The following is a 19,840-nucleotide window of genomic DNA, read 5'->3' on the forward strand; positions in this document are numbered from 1 at the left end:
TTTATGTCGCTTTCTCGGATGCGTGCGGTTCTTCCGCGCGATTTCCGTCATCTTGTACCACATGCAAAAGTACCGACCCGAGTTCCTCGGCACCCAGATTTCGGCGTTCGGGAGTATCTGCGCCGTAATTCCGCCAAATGAAGTAGTCGCTGCGTTGCGGGGTAACACCCAGCTTCTGGAAAACATGAGGCAATGCGGGGACGTGGTCGCCGTAAAAACAAACGACTGTTTCACGAGCGCTGGTGCGCAAATGATCCAGCAGGCGCCCAATCATTGCATCCGCATTTTCAATGTGCCGCAAATATGCAGTCAGGTCGCGCCAGGACGCGTCTTCACCAAGAGTATGCCGTGAAGACGATTCTCCAGGCAAAACCTGCTCCAAATGCAATGGCCCGTGGTTCTCCATCGTCATCGCGAAGATGAAGCGCGGGTGGTCGCTGCTCGCCGCCTTGAGTTCCTCGATGATCGACTCGGATACTGCGGCGTCCGCCACATACGGACCGGCACGGGACGCCGATGCAAAATGGCCGATATCGAGAAAGCGCGTAAAACCCAGCAGCGGAAAGACCCGGTCCCGCCCGAAGAAATCGGCGTAATACGGATGAATCGCGACTGTATCGTAGCCGCAACGGGCGAACCAGGAGGCGAGTGACGCGATTTTGTTTCTTACGAATGCGTAAGGGTAAAAGCGTGCGTACCCAAGCGAAAAGGATTCCGTGCCGGTCAGGACCGCGAATTCCGTTCGCATGGTGTTGGCGCCCCACGCCGGCACCGTCATCTCGCCGTGCCAGACGGCCTCGCGGCATGCGTTGTCGAAGCGCGTGAAAAGATTCGGTGCGACCGCGTTACCGAGCCGGCGTGCATCGAAAAACGATTCGCTCTGGATCAGGATTACGTCGGGGCGCCGGTTCGGCTCGCCTGTTGCGAACGGCCCCGCTGCCGCGGCCTCGCGGAACTTCCTGAGCGTCGCGGGGCGCAGCCCGTTGAGCAGATAGGCAACGAACACGGCAAAAAAGCCGTGGCGACGCTGATCGGCGTCGGGATCGAGCGTTAGCGGCAAGCGCGCCGCGATGGGCACCGCGAGCGCAAACGGCAACGCCACCGCGAACCACGCCACCACGAAGGAATCCCGATGCACCGGTCGTTCGACGATGGAACCCGCGATCACAAGCAGGATGCCGACACCGATCGCGACGACCTTGCCAACGCTGAGGAACGGCAAGTAAAGACGGGGATGCGAAAACAACTGGCTGAACAGGCTCAGATCGGTGAATACGAACGGCTCGCGCAACGACTCGTACTTCGCATTGCTGACTGCGGCGACGAGACCGACGAGCGCGAGCGACGCGCAGGCGGAAAATAGCGGCCGGGAGGTGGCGGCGAGCACCAGGTCGAATATGAAGAGTACGGCAACAATATGAAGCACTGACGACAACAGCGGACGCCGCAGCGGCGCGCGCGGGACAGCGATCGCATCGACCGCAAACGACAGCGCAACGGTGGCCGTCAGCGTCACGGCGAGATGCGCGCTCAATTGGCCCGGTCCTTCGACGGAAGATACGACAGACGGTCAAGTATCGCGTCGGCCAGCGCCGCCGGCAGCAACGGCAGGAGACGCATGCCGAATGCGAGCAATCCGGGAAATGCGATCTCGCTTCGGCCTGCATCGAGCCGCCGACGGATGTATGCGGCGGAACGCTCGGCACTCCAGAGGAACGGCTTGTCGCCGGGAAACACGTCGCTCATCGCCGTCTTCACAAAGCCGGGCAGGATAATCGTGACGCCCACGCCGTCGCGCGCCAGCAGCGGGCGCACGGAATCGCCATAGGCCTTGATCGCTGCCTTGCTCGCGCAATAGGCCGGCGAGATCGCCATGCCGCGTAGCGCGGCGATCGAGCTGATCATCGCGATACGGCCGCGCCTGCGCTCGCGCATCCGGTCGATGACCGGCAGGACCGTATGCAATGCGCCGTACAGATTCGTGTCGATGACGCGAGCCGTGCGCGCCAGATCTTCCCAGTCGCTTGCATCAGCGATCGTGCTGGCCACGCCGGCGTTCGCAATCAGCAGGTCGATCGGGTAGCGGGTGTCGAAATCGGTTAGCCAGGCGGCAGTCGACGCGGCATCGCGCACATCTATGACACCCGTTTCTACCCCGGCTCCGTGTGCACGGCAAGCCGCCGCCGTTTTCTCGACCTCCGCGAAATTGCGGCCGACGATACCCAGCGTCGTGCCCGGTTGCGCATAGGTAAGCGCAAGCGCGCGGCCGAGACCGGCACTCGCGCCGGTAATGACGATGCTTCGCGGCTGTTGCTCAGGCATCCGCGCGATCCAGGCGCTCGACCGCCCCCGCGACCGCCATCTCGATGCCGGTTCGGGTGTAGAAATCGCCGTTGATTTGCGTGTGATGCATCACGTAGTCCAGGAAGGCGTGATAGAGATGCATGTCCGGCAGTTCGCCGCCATGCCAGAAATCGTCGAGTTTTCCCTGCCAGGTCAAGCCGGGCATATTATAAATGGCGGTTCCGAGCGCAACTAGCGGGCGCTCGTGGTGCAAAGCAGACAGCCCGACCGTACTGTTCACCACGACCACACCACGCGCATGCTCGAGCAGCGTCGGCAAGTGGCCCGAGTTGATGAAACGGACTCGATCTCCGATACCGGCCTCGCGCGCAATCGACATCGCGAAGCGGTGGTATTCGATCATGCCGGTGTCTAGCGGGTGGTTCTTGATCAGCAGAGTCGCGTCGTGCGGCGCGTGCCGGGCGAACGAGCGCAGGACGTAGTCGATCGCGTCACGTATCCCTTCGAATGGGGAGTGCTCGACGATCTGAGCATCGGAGTTGAGCTGAAGCGGGAACAGGTAATAGGGCCGGCCGGAGTCGAGCAATTCGCGCGCGACGGCTTCGGCCTGACGGCGATGGTGCCCCTGCAAAAGCGCACGAAACGCAAGTCCTGCGTATTCGACGACCCCATTGCGCGGGCGGTGACTGCGATAGCAGGGAAAGCGCCAGGCGAGCAGCGCGTTGGCGACCCGGTACGTGATGTCGTGAAAGACGCGTTCGTACAGGTTATAACCGGTTGGCTGACCGGGTTGAGCGGGCGGGATGAGATCCCGCTGACGCAAATATTCAGCCGGATCCGTCGGCATCAGCGACCGACCATTGACACCGTAGCGTTCCAGCGTGACCCAGTGCGGGCGAACATAACCCTCCTCGAACACATGCACTCGCAGTCCCCGCGATTCCGATATCGGATGTATGTGCCGGTGAATCTCTCTGCAATCACCAAACATGATGACGTCCGTGATGTGCTCGCGACACACGAAATCGGCGTACCAGCCAGGCAAATCCGAGGATTTGCCGCTGTAGTTCACGCTGACGCCGTGCCAATCGTAGAACCAGTCTCCTCCGCAGAAATTGATTCGGCAAACGATATGACCACGCGCACGAAGCGCGTCGGAAAGCCGGGCAAAAAAAGACGACGCCGTGCCTTGCAGCACAAGAAATGAGCGAGGCATGGTATGGGTAATGCGGACTTATTCGAAAAATTGGCCTGCTCTGGTGGATCCTGATCGTGCGCACGCTATGGCGCCAGACCGCGCTGCCGTCTCCCGGCGACGGCCGACAAATATATCACTCCGACTGTGACAAACCTAACGGTGCTCGCGGAAATTGCTCCCGCGCACGCGCAAGGCAATACCCTGCAAACCGCTTTCGCACCTCGGTCCGACAGAACGCCGACGGGCAAGCCGCGGTCATATGCATCGTTGCCATGGCCAACGGCCGCCGGAACAGCGACCGGCCGCCAAAACTCCTCCGCGACTGCGCAGGAATTGAAAGGACGACATGAAAACAGGGAACAAACAATATCGATGTACTGCTATCGCGTCAAGTAAAAACTTAATAGGCTTCACACTACCGGTGCCAATTATTATGGGAACGATACTTGGTCGGATGTTTCGACTTCATCGGGTAGCAGCAACACGTATTTTTCAGAATGGAGAAAGGAAACGCGAATTCGACACCGGAAAATATCACCAAACTATCGTAATCGCATGGATTCTGGGATTCGTTCTTGCCGGCGGCAGTTGCCCGGTCCCGGCATACGCGGCCGCCCCCTCCTCTCATCCGGAAAACGGCGCGAATACCACCCGCTTCGATTCGGCCCGGTTATTTCGGTTGCCGGCCTCCGACAGCGTACCTCGCACGATCGCAGATAAGCTGTCGGACAGCGACAGCGTATTCGATTTCATGTCGCCTGCTCAAATCGCCGATGTCAAAGCCGGTACCGCCAGCATCGACGTGTCGAAAGCCATCCAGGGCTGCATAGACTATCAAGCGAGCAAGCAACGCGGAGGCACCTGCGATCTGCCATCCGGCGTGTACCTGATCAAGTCGACCCTGCGCGAAGCACGCTCCCACGTCCGGCTACGCGGAGCGGGCAAATCGGCGACCGTCATCGCGACGAGTACGGACATCGTGGACATACTCGTCGGTACGAACCCGGTCACCCCCCTTGTTGGTAACGACATCATCGATATCGGTTTTTTTCACACCGACGCCGCGGTCAAGACCAAACCACATGTCATCCTGCTGTCCCCCATCCAGTCCACGATTCGCGCCTCGTTTACAAACGGCGCGTTTGGCGTATTTCTGTATGGAGGCCAGGGGGTAAAACTGGATCAAATCGTTGCTCCCGGGAATTACGACCCCGAAGCAGGTGCGACGCGCAATTCGCACACAGCTATTTCATTGCTGCCCCTGAGTGCCGCGTCGGGATACAAGACATCGACCGGCGCCGTCGAATTGCCCACCGAAGTTGAAATATCGAGCCCCTACATCAACGGGCCGCTATTGAAAGGCTGGCAGTACGGCATTTCCATTTTTGCGGGAGAACACGTCACACTCGACGGCACCTACTATATCGGGCAATCGACGGTCGACAATGTCCACATCGAACAGCGCGCCGACAACAAGCTGATACTGGAGCCTACTCTGGCGCCGGGCGGATACATCGATGGAGCCGGTCGCGCCGGGGTATGGGTCGGTGGACCCTCGGCTAATGGCTCCCAGTATATCGGCCAGCTCGCCATCTATTCGACAATCAAGGGCCAGTCGGGCTCCGGCCTTGACGGCATTGTGATCGACGGCACCAATCGGGGAGGCGCTTATTCCCAAGCCGTGATTAATGCAACCTTGTCCCCCGTGCAAGTGAGCGGATGGCGTCGACACGGAATCAATCTGGCCGGCGGCCAGAACATCAATATCCCGTCACCCAATATATTCGGAAACAGCTTCCTGAAGGCAGGCGAAGGCAACGGTATCGACATCGGCCAGCATGCCGCCGGTGTTCGCATATCCGGCGGGCGCGTCGGTGGCGACGCGTATGGCAGGGGCACCGGAAACCAGGCTCAAGGCATCGCGATCTCTCCATCGTCGAAAAACGTGACGGTCGCCGCCGTGGACCTCAACGGCAACCAGTCTCCCACCAACGGTATCGCAAATGCAGAGGTAAGCGATAACCAGATCACCGACAGTCCAGGCTTCAGTGGAAACCGGGGGGCTATTTCGCCGCAATTTCCGGCGTCCGGCAAGGAATTCAAGAACCCGCTGGGATCACGCGCGCTCGTCTCGATCCGGGGTGGGAAGATCGCATCGATCGACCTGAACGGCCACCTGCTTTTCAATTCCGCGCCCGACGCGCCCTTTTCGATCGCGCCGAGCGATACCTTGCGCATCATCTATTCTTCGCGCCCCGACTGGACGTGGTGGCCGCAGTGAGCCGCCCGATCTGAAACGGCAGGACGGCGCTCGTCAATGCCGTTTCGTGCATCGCCCGGGAATCGACACCCGATCGACGACACATTCAGCACAAGACAATCAGACCGCCCTGAAATCAACGTATCCGGATTTTCTCCACGTCGAGAAATTGTCGAGCAACGCATAGAACTCCACGTTGGTTGGCATAAGTCGGCGCAGATGAAGAAGAATATCGAAGCTCAGTGTATCGCGCGTAACCACCGCATCGGATTTGTTCTTTTCAAGTCGTTCGCCGCCTTCGGAGTGGGAAACGAAATCATTCACCCGGTCTGACCTGATCGCGAACACACCGAATCTAAGCATGTTATCCACGATCGCCCGCGCATCATCCGGCGATTTACCCGGCTCACCAAGATAATCAAAGTATATATTTGAAACATTCCGACGGAAAAATTCCGATCCGCAGTAATTCACGAACCAATCGCTGGGACCCGCACCTGAGCTCTGCCACTCCTCGACAAAAGGTCGCCATTGTGCCCCCCAAGCCTCGTCGTTGCTATGCACCATCGTAAAGGCGAAGTTGAAATACGATATCGCGATGTCGATCGGATCTCGAATTGACGTGAAAATTACTCCGATGTCGCTCAGATTGAGGGATCGATCATAGAACTCCAACGTCCGATGACCCGAGAAAATGATCCGGCGCGCCTGCGGCTCCTCCCGATACATGGCCACAAGCGTCGAGATGTCGAAGCAGGCATTACGCAGCAGAATCGCATTGGCCTCGAGGAGGTTGTTGACCGTCGTCCCTGCGGTCTTCGGGATGTGGATAAAGATATCCATGCCCCGGCTTTCGATTGTTTTCGCATATACAATCTCGCCCATGACCTTATTTTCCTCCGAGAAAATGAGGTCATAAAACAGTCCGAGGTCAGCCGTTCGGTTCAGTTCGCTCGCCGAGCCGATCCCCCACACGCTCTCGGGCGGGCGATCAAAAATGATGCGGTAGAGATTCCTGCGATCCAGCCCTTCTAGAAACCTGCAGAGCTCGACATTATTTCTCGTGTGCGCGATCCACGCTTCCTTCCCCACGGCTTCACTGACGAAGGAATCCGAAAGCAGTCGATACAACGTCAGACGATCCGCTCGATTACTGGATTCACGCCTATTGATCTTCATATTTTCCTTGTATTGACCTTCACCACCCCGGAAGACTCCGGCATGAAGTCTGTCGCACACATGCCTTACTCCCTCCTACTGCATTTCCAGGACACCCCCATTCGCTACGGACAGTCCCCGGCCACCACTGAACGATACTCGATAAAAAACGAAAGGCATCAGGATACCGTCAGATATGATTGTAAAAATCATAAGCGTCTTCAACGTCATCAAAATGATGCAACCTGCCACCTTCGAGCACGCAGGCGCGGTCGCAATACTCCTTGACCGTAATCGCATCGTGCGAAACCAGGATCATTGCTCGATCCTTGCGCCTCTCGAACAATTCATACTTGCACTTCTCATGAAATCTTCGATCGCCGACGGCGATCACTTCATCGATGAGAAAACAGTCAAATTCGACCGCCATCGAAATGGCGAATGCGAGACGCGCGCGCATACCGCTCGAATATTTTTTTACCGGCTCCCGCAGATACTCCCCGAGCTCGGAGAACTCCTCGACAAACGGCAACGCATTTTCGAACGATGCCTGATATATCCGGCATACGAATCGCAGGTTATCGAGCCCGGTCAGACTCCCCTGAAACCCGCCGGAAAATGCCAGCGGCCAGGAAACGCTCATGCTCCGGGAAATCCGACCGGACGACGGTAACTCGGAGCCACTGATCAGGCGAATGATGGTCGACTTGCCCGCACCGTTCCTGCCCAATATGCCGATTCGCTCACCCGGATTGATGGTCAGATTTACGCCATCGAGAACCAGCCGCTGCCCGTTGCGGGTCGAATAGTATTTCCTGACGTCATCGAGCTCTATCATTCGGGCTCCACTCGGCGAGAAGCCGCAGAAACGACAAACAAACCAAGGCAAGTCAATACCAGGTTGCACAGAACGACATACGAGACGTCGTAATAGGTCCGGACTTCGTTCCCGTAGTATCCGTAACGAAACAGCTCAACACAGTTGGCAACCGGAAATTTCAGCACGATATTTCTGGCGGACACGGGCAACCACGCGGCCATCACGAGCGCACCAGAAACCGGTAGCTGAAAATAGGCAATCGGATGCCACAGTCGCTCGACAACCTCGCTAAACTCCACCAGCGCACCGACCAGCAGGCCCATTGCGCCCGCATACCAGCACAGCAATGCCCATCCGACGATCATGCTCATGACGTCGTACGGAAACGGGATGATTCCGATTGCCATGAAAAAGACGAACAGAATCAACATCGACAACGTCGTACCCAGGAGTTCGAGAAGAATGCGCGCCAGAAAGAAGTCGATGACCCTTACATTGCGGTGGTACAAAAGCGCCGCATTCGGTTCGACCGCCATCACGCATCGGCCGATCGTGTTTCTCCATACCAGGATGGTCGAGTACCCGGTCAATGAATAGGCGATCGCACTGATGTGATGACTGGTTCCCTCGTTATGAGCGACATTCCAGAGAATCACCACACCGATCGAGAACAGCATCGGTTCGGCGAACAGCCACGCAAAACCGATGTTGTGCCGTCCGTAGCGGGTAATGATTTCCCGCATCAAGAGCGCATACAGGACGCGCCCCTGAATTTTCAATGAGTCGGTCAGCTCTCGCAAATGGATGTTCAATTTAAGCCACCTCAGTCGCGATGCTCTTTGATGCTGGCAATGAGTAGCTTCAGCGTGCACCAGACGACGAATCCGATCGCGAGAATCGCTAGCACGGTCCGAATACGACGCGGCAACAGCGGTTTGTCCGGTTCATTCGGTTGCGAAATGCGTTCGAGATACAGATGCTGACGCTGCGCGTCGCTGCGGGCCGTCTCGAGCGACATCACTGCGGCGGCCAGTTGCTTGTCGGCAAACTGCTTGTCGAGTTCCAGCCGCTCATAGGCCGGGCTCTTGAACGCCAACGACGACTGTCCGTTGGTCACGTTCTTTGATGCTGCGTCCACCTGGTCCTGCAGCGACTTGATCTTCACCTCGAGCGCACCGATTTGCGGATTGCTTGGCGACACCGCTTTCAACTGCGCCAGTTGAATCTTGCTCGCCACCAGTTCACTTTGAAGTTTCGTTACGCTTTGCAGGATCAACGAAGACTGGAGATTCGGATCAAAAACAGCCTGCTTTTCACGATACTGGGAGAGCGCGGTCGCCGCCTGCTTGAGGTTCGCTTCCGCCAACACCACCTCGCGTTGGGCATATGTAACGAGATCCTGCTGCGCCCGCTCGTTCATCTGATTGATGCGTTTCTCGCCGAGCTCAAGCAGACGCTCGTTCAGATCCTTGGCTTCCGGCGCCGAGAACGCATGGACCTCCAGCGTGGAAATCCCGGTATCGGTATCGAACTGGACGTTCGCGTGATCCTGGAAATACTTGTACAGGTCTTCGAACGTCCGTCGCTGCGGCAGCAGGCCGAACCGGCTGAAGAGGTCGGCCTTCCCGCCACTGTAGGCGGTTTCGTAGCGCGCCCCCGTGTTCAGCGAAGCCAACGCATCGCGTGACGTCAGATAGTTGTTGACGGCATAGGTATCGTCAGACGCACGGGAAATGCCAGTGTTCTGCAGCAATTGACCGACAAAACCACTAGACTGGTTGCTTTTGCTCGGCGTGCGAATGATGAAGGATGACTGCGATACGTAGATGTCCGATGCCATCAAGCCAAAGTACAGAGCCGACACGACAAACGGCACGATCACGCACAGCACGAAAAGTCTGTCCATTCTCCCGAGCAGCGTGCTCACGGAGCCGTGATCCGAATTCGATGCGCCCGGCCCAACGGAAGCTCTCGCCACGACATGCCGCATGCCGCCGTCGCCCGTCGTTTTCGCCAGACCATGCGACTGCTCGGTGAATCGGCTCCGCGGAAACTCCAGCATTGGGGCGTAGAATTTCGCGTAGTCCGTGACCCAGCGCTGATAATCGATCTTACGCCCGTAGATATCGAACTTCTTGCCGTCCGGGAGCCATGCGAGATTCAGGACTTTACCGATTCTCGGGTGAATCGGCGTGTCCGGTTGCAGGATTTCGGCAAGCGACATCAGCCGTTGCGATTCTGTGCGCTCGGCAACATCCAATTCGAGGAAACCCTCGATCTTTTGAATCAGCAGACCCAGCGACGCATTCGACGGAAGCGTATGCGAATTGAACAGTTTCTTGTTGGAGAAGCTGTCTACCAGGTAATCACGAAAACTCCACCCGCATTCACTCTGCAGTACGCTCCATTGCTCTTTGTCCGCTTCAAATGCCGCCTCCACCTCGGACTCGTTCAACCCTTCACCGCCGATGTATTCGAAGACTTCATCCTCCGAAACATCGTCGGATTGCACCAGGGCCTTGAGCTTCGAGTCGCCACGCGTGCCGGCGATCGAAGAGCCGGATTGCTGCAGCGCGCTGTCGAAGCAGTCGTAGGGCCACAGGCAGGAACACAGGAGCATCGGTACCTTGACGACCGAAGTGCCGACCTGCCGCTCGAGGAAATTCGCGATATCGGTGCAGATGCCTCGACGATTCGGATTGATTTGCAGCACGACGCGAGCGCCGGCGCCGACCAGCGCCTTCACCGAATCAAGGCAGCCGTCGTCGTTCGTATCGACGAAATGGATATCCGGCGTTTCTGTCCCGCTCTTCTCGAAAACCTGCTGAAAATGGCGATACATGCCAAGTGCCTGCACCTCTCCGACAAAGAGGACACGATCCTTTCGTGAAAGAGCGTCAGCGCGTTTTTCAGAATTACTAATATTCACGGTATTTACCTGGCAGTTATCCGAAACAGTTCACTGCGAATTTATATCAACTGCTCCACCAACCCGGCGACATCAAGGGGGTTGACTGAAAAATCACAATGACCATATGGCAGACGTCGATTTACATCACGCGCGGATCGGAAGCTTTCGCCGAAGACGTGATACAGATTGAACCCGCGCAGGCGTCCGATGGTGCCGAGAATCGGCATCATGTAGTCTTCGTCACAGATGCTTACGACGTGCGAGTTTTCCTGGGAGAAGCAGGACGCATACATCCCCGCCCCTTCCGCACCGATAAGCACCTTCGACTGATTGAACAAATCGATTTCTTCTTCAATCGTCAGCTTCTCCGGCTTGACCTCTTCGAAACGATACCGATCGACCAGAATTTTCCGAACGGAGTCGTAATTGACCATGTTCCGCCAAGTCCGACGGCTTTCACGGCTGATCAGGAGGTTCTTGATCGGGCGACGTTTCGTCTTCACGACACGCTCCAGCAACTCTTCGTATATACGGATGGTGAACGATGACATCGCCAATGGCCACGCACGCGGTACGATCAGCTCGTCGGCCTTGACGATCACCCCCGGCGGCATTTTCACGATCTGGTCGTCGACAATCCCGGCGAGCCGCAACATCGCGAGCTGCTTCGCACGCAGGTTGTGTGGAACGATGATCTTTGCGTGCGGAATGCCGAGTTCCCTCAGAATCAGGATCCGCGGAAAGCACTGGAGGATGAAATGGGAGAAGAACGTATGCACGTCGGGCGTAAAGGCCAGCGGCATGGCTGGTCCCGTAACATTCAGGATCCGCGCCTGCCGCAGTTTCGCGGTGACGATGCCGTCCACGTTGACGCCGCTTCTGTAAAGCTCCGTCATCTCCGTGCGGGCAATTTCGTTGCCGGCGTCCATTGCAATTTCGCCGCTTTCAGCGAAATGCAGATACGTTGAATCGACGGTGCCGCGCTGGGCCGCAATCGAGCCGTTCTTGATCGTCACGACATCGTTGAAGAACTGGATCTCCGCTGTCATTTTCAACGTATTTTCCGTCGAGATCGGCGAGAAGCTGATCACCTTCTTGGGCTCGACAGGCTTGAAGAACTCGGTTTCCGCGAAACTGAGATTACGGAAATCGGTGTTGCCGCTGGCAGCCGCCGTGGTGAAGCTGCAGTCGAGAGTATCGAAGCAGTCGATCTCGATATCGGGAAGACCGTTCAAGCCATCCACCAGGACGATAGCCTTTTCCTCGCGTGCTGCAGACGAATGCAGCGTGTATTCGCGACTCTGCACACCGGCGTCCGGATACTTCTCTTCCAGTTTCCGCTTGACGTCCTGCAGAACGGACTTTTTACCGCAGAACACGTAGGTCGTGTTTTCGTCGACCCAGCCGGCGATCGCCGCATACCGTTCCGGGATCTTCAGGTGATCGACGTCGGCCGGCAACGACAGCGCCACCGCTCCGACCTTTCGGCGAATGGATTCGACGAACTGGCCCAGATCGGGGAAATTGCGGCAATGAATATTATGGAAGTTGTACTCGATATGCGGGAGATTGCCAGCCCACTCCGGAAGCACTTGCTGAGCCGGGTCACCGAACAGCAGCCCGGCCGTCGTGCTTGCGTTGGCGACCGCAACGCGAAAGTGACTCTTTGGTGCGTCGCAGATGAACAGTTCGGGACCATAGCCGGACGTGAAGTGCCGGGTCTGAAATTCGAGTTGCAGTACGATCTTGTTGAGTACGGCCGCAAAAAATGCATCGAGATCCGTTTCATGCTGCTCGAACGTGGCAAGCATCGACGTGAAGTAATAATCGTCGGCCTCGCCGCCAAACACATAATTCTTGACGAACTCAGAATTCTTGCTCAAAAACTGATCGAACGTGCAATTCAACCCACTCACTTGGTAAGCATATTCCAGCGCAGATTTTTTTCGTGACTCGTCATCCTTGTCGACTGCCCGGAAATTACTTACCAGATAAGAACTATCCATTCGATCACTCCCCAATTTCCATTAGACAGGTCATCCCTGTTTCCCGTCCCGACATTCCCGTTCGTGCCCGCGGCGGCGCCGGCCCGATCCCGATTCATGTACGCCCGGGAATTACGCGAGCGTCTCGACCAGTTCGCCGAGCCGATGCGCGCTCTGCTCCCATGTCAGCGTCGCCATGTTTCCGCTTCTGACGGCACGATCGCGCTCGATATCCCGCAGCCAGTGCTCGAGGCTCGCCGCGATCTCAGCCGGAACATGCCCGCTGAAGTAAGTTGCGTGCTCGTTCGCGACCTCCCTGAACACGGGTAAATCTCGTAGAAACAACGGAATGTCGCGCAATGCCGCCTCGATGATCGGCAAGCCGAATCCCTCGGCCTCCGACGCCATGATCAACCCGTCCGCACGCTCATACAACGCCATCAGGTCGCTGTCGCTCGCATCCGCGAGCCAGACCAGATTATCGGTGGTGCTCTGCAAATACTTGAGCCGTTCGACCAGCCCATCGACTCGCCACCCGGCCTTCCCGACGATCACCAGCGTGACGTTTATACCATTGCGCCACGCGGACTCGAACGCGGTCAGCATTTCGGCGTGTCCCTTGCGTGGCTCGACCGTGCCGACCATCAGCACGAGCCGGGACGCCCGCGTCGCGACCACCGCAGCTGCGGATGCCGGCGCGCCGATCGCCGCCGATTCGCTCGCGTTGAAATCCGCGCCGAGATGGAACCAATCGACATGAATTTCGTTGTGCTCGAGACCAAATTTGTCCTGCAGCCAAGTATCGATCTCTCCCGCAACCGACTTCGAAATGCAGAACAGCGCATCGGCGTGCATCACGAGAAGTTCCAGCCATCGCCGGTAGGATTTCGCGGCAATCGGTGTAAACCATTCGGGACGCGCGGCCGGCAGCAGATCGTACACAACGAAAGCACAACTCGCGCCGAGTTCGCGCCAGTGACGCAACTCCTTTTGTCTCATGACCAAGGGCCGGCTCGCGAGGTCGAGCCCCAGAAACACGTCGCCGCGCCGTACTTCGAGCGGGCGCTCTTCACCCAGCCCGCTCTGCCCTGTGAGGCGTGCCTGGTATTGCGTGGCATATCGATAGGGTTTCTTGCGTGTGGCCCGCACAAGATGGACCGTCATGCCTGCCGGCGGATCGGCCAGCAGGTGCTGCGCGATGGATCGGACGACGCGCTGAATGCCGGTGCCCGCATCGTTGAGCGCAATGATGGAGACGTCGATGAAAAGACTACGTTGCGCAGACTGCTGCACCTTGGCTTGAGGACGGGCGTTCGATCTGGCGATGGCGCGACGCATCGTTGCGGCGCCGCCTGGAACCCACCACAGATCCAGCAATCGCAGAAGAAACCGGTGCACCGACTCATACACGCAAAGACGTACTTGCCGCAATGCGCCCGCCAGCCCCTCGTTGCCCAATACGTCCATGTTCCGTCAATCAAACAAGCATTCAATGGAGCAGCAAGCCGGATAAGATGAACGCGCGCCCGGGGCGCGCGTTCATCTGGCAATGGTCCCGAAATCGCCCACTGCGGCCTCATCCGACCCAAGTGCGTTTATGTCAATCGCGCCGATGCGAGATTTTCCTTGAACCAGCTATAAGTCCTGCCGACACCGTCCTTCAGGCTCGTGTTCGCGGTAAAGCCAGTATCCGCAAGCCGCGTGACGTCGACCGACCGACGCGGGATTCCAACCGGCTTGTCCGACAGCCATTTGATCGGCGCCGAGATGCCGGCAGCCGTACACACCGCATCGGCAAGATCGCCCATCGAGCTTTCGATCCCCGATGCAATATTGACCACACCGGAGGCACGATCGAGCAGATGAATTGCAGCGCGTGCGGCATCGTCGACGTACATGAAATCGCGCGTCGTATCCGGTCGCCCCCAGACTTCAAGCGGCGTGCCGTTCGCCACCGCCTGCTCGGCCTTGCGAATCAACGACGGCACGACGTGACCGTTCTCCACGTCGAACCGGTCGTTCGGTCCGTACATGTTCGTGAAGACACCGTAGACGTAGTCGATGTCGTTGTACTTCTTCAGCAATTCCAGATAATGGAACGCGTGGATCTTCGAGTTTGCGTAGCCGTATTCGCCGAAGTGTGGCAACCCCTTGAACATGTCTTCTTCGCGCAGCGGAAGACTGATGTAGGGAAACGGATACGAGGCCACCGTACCGGCAAAGAACACCTTCTTGACGGAACTGCCCGCGAGGCCCGCCAGCAGGTTTTCGTTGATCCGTGTATTCAGCGACAGCGACGAAAGCTGATTGCGCAGATTGCCTTGCAGCCCGAAAACCTGCGAAGCCAGGTGAATCAGATGAGTCGGCCGTTCATCCGCGATAAAGCGCTCGACCGCGTCGCGATCGAGCAGATTCAGCTCCGCCCGGCGCGGCGCGACAAACGACGCACCGGCCGTCTCAAGTTGCCGGCAAACCGCCGAGCCAACGAGTCCATATCCGCCTGTTACGAAATACTTGTTCATGGATGCTCCTAAATAGCCTTTTTCTTCCACAACCACTGGATGGGAGCAGAAATGAATTTAGGTATCTTCACCGAATCGTACAACTTGACCAGCAACGCGCGCGCAGCGGCCGAATCGACCTGCCTCACGAACGCCATGGGTTCGACGATCTGGCTCTGCAAGACTGCGGCGGCACGAAGATGCTTGTCCACATAATCGAAACCCAGAACGTCCCGCAAAATCTCGGATTCGCGCATCAGCTGGTCATGGTTGGAGATACGATGGTGGACCACGTAGTACTCGTGGTCTTCCACTGCCGCAACGCGCACATCGTCAAGTCCCTTGCCGAACCGCTGATAGGCAATCGACATCAAGCGCTGCCAGAAATACGGAGCATAGGCGAACGTATCGAAAACTTCACTCATCGAATCCACACGGCGGTAGAGCGTCGACGAGCACGAGAACGGCGCGTTCGCGTCCATCATCGAGGTCAGCAGCGTCTGCCGCGTGAACGTCGCGCGCCCCTCATGTGGCTTGCCAGTGTTTTCGAGCACGGTGAAACCGCCGGCCACGTAGCTCATTTCGGGCACCGCATCGAGTTTTTCCCACATCGATTCGATCGTCGGCCAGACCGGACGCTCCCACGCAGGGACCACCTGGAAAATATCGCCCTCGGGCAAAGCCTGCAGGACGGCGACGATCTTCTGGACGACTTCCTCGGCCGTACCCATGTAGTCCTTAGTATCCCGTTTGAACCGGATGATTTCCACGCCGGCGCAGGCGTTCCGGATATCTTCGTCGCGCGCGGCGGAGCTCGCCTCGGGAATCAATGCGTAGCACTTGGCGTTCCGTTTGCCGGCCATGTGCATCGCATAGGAGCGGATTTTCGACGTGAAAGCCGGATTGCACTCGTCCGCGATGAAGATAGTCGATAGCGCGCGACCGATCTCGTCGGTCTTCACGACGTCGAGGTGAGGCCCCATAGCGAAGATGCGTTTGAAGTTCTCGACCAGACTGAAGCGCTGCTTGTAGATCTCCTGCGCGCGGGCCGCCCTTTCAACAGCGAGTTCCGGATTGTCGCGGATCCACTCGACATGCTCTTCGACCTTGCGCGCCACGGTCGCGGCCGGCTCCGTCGTGTCGATATAGAACAGCAGATCGCCGAAATTGTCGCGCGCGAACCGGTTCTGATCGCAGATGATCGGTACACCGGCTGACAGACACTCGAACAGTCTGCTCGACATCAGCCCGGATTTGATGTGTGCATCCGAGGACAGGACAAGACCGATACCCGATTGCGCGACGCGCTTGATTAGCGTCTTACCGTCGAACGGTATCGATCCCTGGTACGACGCATAGCCGTCCCAGACGCGCACATTCTGGAAGACCTCCGGACCATAGATATCCAGCATGCCGCGCTGATCCAGCAGTTTCATCAACTCGTGGTGGCGACCGCCGCGACCGCTCAGCGCCTCCCAGTTGATGCCGCAATAGAACAGCTTGCCGTGGCCAAGCGCAGGCGGAATCATCGGCTCGTGCACGGCGTGGAACAACGTCAGGAACGGCTCGGTTGCCGCACGGCCCGAGCCCTTCAGCAGTCGCCGGGCATGATCGTCGGCCACCCGCGAACCGCACGACAGGAATGCGTCGTTGGACAACGCGTTTTCCGACTTTTCCCGGTAGCTCCACTGGAAATAGAAATCGAGCGGGTTCCACAGCGCATAATAGGTAAACGCACTCCACGCTTTTGCCGAATCGAAATGCAATGCGAGCACAAATTCGATCTTGAGCTCGTCGACATGCGTCAACGCATCGTCAACGAGAAAACCGTGACGATTGATCGATACGGTTTCGTAACCCAATTCCTGCAGCGCCGACTTGATCCGCAAAATGCATTCTGTTTCAGCATTTTCGATGGTGGGCCAATAATCTACAACAGCAACGGTCTTCTTAATTTCCGTAAGAGACATATCTATAATATCCACAATAGCCGCACCAGCCGAATTCTGAAAACCATCATCGGAAAGCCGTCGCAATCGTCCGCGCGCCCCTGCGCGCAAACCGACTCCGCATCCCTAATGCCCGCCTCGCAAAGCGACGAGCCGCAACCGGAGTACAGCGAGTTCCGGATCCGCCCGATGCCGTGCCAACGGCGAGTGGCGGATCGCCAAGCGAGTTCGTCTTCTCAGAATGAGAATCCGATCTTGTTACGACGCAAGTCGGCCTCAACCATCATCTGGCAAAGCTCTTCCAGCGTCGTTTTCGGTTGCCAGTCGAGATCCCGCTTGGCCTTAGTGGGGTCGCCGATCAGCAGGTCCACTTCCGCCGCTCGGTAGAACTTGGGATTCACGCGAACGACGGTCTTGCCGGTCTTGCTATCGACCGCCACTTCGTTCTCGTCCTTGCCCTGCCACTCGAGATCGATATCGCATGCCCGGGCCGCCAGCGAGACGAAATCGCGCACCGCCGTCGTACGATTCGTGGCCAGCACGTAGGTATCGGGCCGGTCGGCCTGCAGCATGCGCCACATGCCGTCGACATACTCCTTGGCATAACCCCAGTCGCGCTGCGCGTTCATGTTGCCGAGCTCGAGGATACTCGCCTTGCCGAGTCGGATTTTCGCCAGCGTATCGGTAATCTTGCGCGTCACGAATTCCTGTCCGCGAAGCGGCGACTCGTGATTGAACAGAATGCCGCTCGACGCGAAAATATCGTAGCTTTCGCGATAGTTGATCGCCATCCAGTGCGCGTACAGCTTGGCGACGCCATACGGACTGCGCGGATAGAACGGCGTGGCTTCGGTTTGCGGAATCGACTGCACCTTGCCGAACATTTCCGACGTGCTGGCCTGATAGAAACGAATCTTCGGATTGACGATCCGGATTGCCTCGAGCAGGTTCACCGCGCCCAAGCCGGTAATGTTGGCGGTGGTCACGGGTTGATCGAACGAAACACCCACGAAGCTCAGCGCCGCGAGGTTATAAACCTCAGTCGCCTCGGTGTTCTGCAGTAACCGGATGCTCGAACCCAGATCGGTCAAATCGTATTCGACGAGGCTCAAATTCGGATGATTGAGAATTCCCAGCTCTTCGATGCGCCAGAAGTTGACCGAACTGTTCCGACGATATGAACCGTATACACGATAGCCTTTTTCCAGCAGAAATTCCGCGAGATATGCGCCATCCTGTCCAGTGATACCGGTAATGAGAGCCGTCTTCATATTCTTTCCCAATTCAACGTAAATAATTCGCCAATTACAAGCATACGCAGCCCGGACAAACGGTGGCGCCACGTGTTTTCGCCGAGAATCACCAGGAACATCGAGCCGGACGAATCCGGGAGTATCTCAAAAAGCGCCCGTCGGATCCAACCGATTTATATCTCGGCTCACACTCCCCACTTCCTTACTTGAACGACTGGACCCCTGTCACCACGGGGTAGACGACCGTGAAGACCAGATTCAGAACCTTTTGGATTTCCGTGATCGGCGCATTCGAGACGTACAGCACGTCCTTGTTGTCTATCATGAAACTCTGGACCGCAAAAAATGCGTTCGGATCACGCAAATCGATCCGATAAACGACCGGCACCTTGCCGTCGGCGGTCGTCCTGACCGGTTGGTCCGGCCAATTCAGCGCCTTGGGATCCTCAAGGCGGAAGATGAATACGCCCTGCGCATCCGAACGCGAGTCCTGCAGGCCACCGGATCGCGCGATCGCCTGAGCAAGCGTGATGCCCTGCGCCTCGAAGTTGACCTCTTCGTTCTTCCCCGTCGCACCCAGCGCAAGAAAACTGTAAGGCTGATACAGCGCCGTGACGACATCACCCGCCCGCAACGGAACATTCTGGCGCGGATCGCGAATGATGGACTGCAGCGGCAAGGAGGCAACGTCATTGCCCCGCGTAATCTGGATCGTTATCTTGTCAACCGACTGGCGCACGCCACCGGCCGCCGCCAGCGCATCGAGCAAACGCTCACCGCGCGCGCTCAACTCCATCCGCTTGCTGCTCCCCACATCGCCGACCACAGTGATATAGGACGTCTCGTTGTGCGCTAGGCGCACCAGCACCTGTGGATCATGCGCGATATTCTTCAGTCGCCCGGCGATATAGCGCTGCAGTTGCGTCGGCGTCTGCCCCGAGGCCTTCACGGCTCCGACGAAAGGAACGTTGATGTTTCCGTCACCGTCGATCACCTGAAGCGGCAGCGTCGTCACCCGCGAACCGCTCGGCGCGCTGCTGGCACTGCTGTCAGATATGCCGCCACCGAACAGGGTTGCAGGCGGCGCTTCCCAGATCGAGACTTCGACGGAATCCCCAACGCCAAGTTGCTGGCGAAACGATCGATCGTCGCCAAGCAAGGTTGCGAAGTCCGCATGGGCCCGCTTGGCATACAGCTGACGCGCAACCGTATCGGTTACGTCGATGATTTGAATACCTTGCGGATTGCCTTTCGTTGCCGCCGCATCAACCTGGGAGCGGCTCGGCCCGGATGTCGGAATGGCCGAACAAGCCCCCAATCCGATCAAGCCCACGACCACAATTGCCAACTGCACTCCGCGTTTCACACTTGCCATTTATACAATCCGGTCATCCAAGGATAGAGGCGGCGACAATTGTCGCACGATGCAGAATAAATTTGCGTATACTTGCGCTTTATACAATCCGGTCACCGCAAGAGTAGAGGCGGCGGCAATTGTCGC

The 19,840-nt window shown here is 57.7% G+C and carries 14 protein-coding genes; 1 reads left to right on the top strand and 13 read right to left on the bottom strand.

From position 1 onward, the window contains the following. Position 1 precedes the first annotated feature (1 nt). Genes HWX14_RS07480 through HWX14_RS07490 form a run of 3 tightly spaced genes read right to left on the bottom strand, consistent with a single transcriptional unit; the run spans position 2 to position 3,520 of the window. Positions 2 to 1,534: an LTA synthase family protein gene (locus HWX14_RS07480; protein ID WP_175882150.1), complete on the bottom strand. Its 1,533-nt coding sequence runs from the start codon at positions 1,532 to 1,534 to the stop codon at positions 2 to 4. Further along, positions 1,531 to 2,322 carry an SDR family NAD(P)-dependent oxidoreductase gene (locus HWX14_RS07485; protein ID WP_175882151.1) on the bottom strand — a complete coding sequence of 264 codons (792 nt, stop codon included), beginning with the start codon at positions 2,320 to 2,322 and terminating at the stop codon, positions 1,531 to 1,533. The genes HWX14_RS07480 and HWX14_RS07485 overlap by 4 nt, the downstream gene beginning before the upstream one ends. Beyond that, positions 2,315 to 3,520 carry a capsular biosynthesis protein gene (locus tag HWX14_RS07490; protein WP_175882152.1) on the bottom strand — a complete coding sequence of 402 codons (1,206 nt, stop codon included), beginning with the start codon at positions 3,518 to 3,520 and terminating at the stop codon, positions 2,315 to 2,317. The genes HWX14_RS07485 and HWX14_RS07490 overlap by 8 nt, the downstream gene beginning before the upstream one ends. A 436-nt stretch (positions 3,521 to 3,956) precedes the next feature. Here HWX14_RS07490 and HWX14_RS07495 point away from each other — a divergent pair, with 436 nt between their 5' ends. Further along, complete coding sequence (locus HWX14_RS07495) at positions 3,957 to 5,783, top strand: glycosyl hydrolase family 28-related protein (protein WP_175882153.1); 1,827 nt, start codon at positions 3,957 to 3,959, stop codon at positions 5,781 to 5,783. A gap of 99 nt (positions 5,784 to 5,882) precedes the next feature. Here the strand turns inward: HWX14_RS07495 and HWX14_RS07500 are convergent, their stop codons facing one another. From HWX14_RS07500 to HWX14_RS07545, 10 genes are all read right to left on the bottom strand, one after another. Beyond that, the gene (locus HWX14_RS07500) at positions 5,883 to 6,941 is read right to left on the bottom strand and encodes a hypothetical protein (protein ID WP_175882154.1); all 1,059 of its coding nucleotides are present in this window, start codon (positions 6,939 to 6,941) and stop codon (positions 5,883 to 5,885) included. Positions 6,942 to 7,110: 169 nt separating this feature from the next. After that, the gene (locus tag HWX14_RS07505; protein WP_175882155.1) at positions 7,111 to 7,758 is read right to left on the bottom strand and encodes an ATP-binding cassette domain-containing protein; all 648 of its coding nucleotides are present in this window, start codon (positions 7,756 to 7,758) and stop codon (positions 7,111 to 7,113) included. Continuing rightward, positions 7,755 to 8,552 (bottom strand): ABC transporter permease, encoded by a 798-nt coding sequence (locus HWX14_RS07510; protein WP_244130171.1) that lies wholly within the window; start codon positions 8,550 to 8,552, stop codon positions 7,755 to 7,757. Before HWX14_RS07510 ends, HWX14_RS07505 begins: the two co-directional genes overlap by 4 nt. An 11-nt stretch (positions 8,553 to 8,563) precedes the next feature. Beyond that, positions 8,564 to 10,669 (bottom strand): hypothetical protein, encoded by a 2,106-nt coding sequence (locus tag HWX14_RS07515; RefSeq protein WP_175882156.1) that lies wholly within the window; start codon positions 10,667 to 10,669, stop codon positions 8,564 to 8,566. 41 nt (positions 10,670 to 10,710) lie between these two features. Further along, a complete protein-coding gene (locus tag HWX14_RS07520; RefSeq protein ID WP_175882157.1) occupies positions 10,711 to 12,657 on the bottom strand; it encodes a glycosyltransferase family 61 protein in 1,947 nt (648 codons plus the stop codon). A 111-nt stretch (positions 12,658 to 12,768) separates the two neighbouring features. Beyond that, on the bottom strand, positions 12,769 to 14,103 hold the full coding sequence (locus HWX14_RS07525; protein ID WP_244130172.1) for a glycosyltransferase family 1 protein: 1,335 nt from the start codon (positions 14,101 to 14,103) through the stop codon (positions 12,769 to 12,771). Positions 14,104 to 14,231: 128 nt separating this feature from the next. Next, a complete protein-coding gene (locus tag HWX14_RS07530; RefSeq protein ID WP_175882158.1) occupies positions 14,232 to 15,158 on the bottom strand; it encodes an NAD-dependent epimerase/dehydratase family protein in 927 nt (308 codons plus the stop codon). A gap of 8 nt (positions 15,159 to 15,166) precedes the next feature. Further along, on the bottom strand, positions 15,167 to 17,107 hold the full coding sequence (locus HWX14_RS07535; protein ID WP_175882159.1) for a glycosyltransferase: 1,941 nt from the start codon (positions 17,105 to 17,107) through the stop codon (positions 15,167 to 15,169). A gap of 215 nt (positions 17,108 to 17,322) precedes the next feature. Continuing rightward, complete coding sequence (gmd, locus tag HWX14_RS07540) at positions 17,323 to 18,357, bottom strand: GDP-mannose 4,6-dehydratase (protein WP_175882160.1); 1,035 nt, start codon at positions 18,355 to 18,357, stop codon at positions 17,323 to 17,325. Between the two features lie 184 nt (positions 18,358 to 18,541). After that, entirely contained in the window at positions 18,542 to 19,714 is a 1,173-nt protein-coding gene (locus HWX14_RS07545; protein ID WP_175882161.1) for a polysaccharide biosynthesis/export family protein, read from the bottom strand. Between the last annotated feature and the right edge of the window lie 126 nt (positions 19,715 to 19,840).

The organism is Burkholderia sp. BCC0044, assembly GCF_902832955.1.
In the GTDB taxonomy this organism is placed as follows: domain Bacteria; phylum Pseudomonadota; class Gammaproteobacteria; order Burkholderiales; family Burkholderiaceae; genus Burkholderia.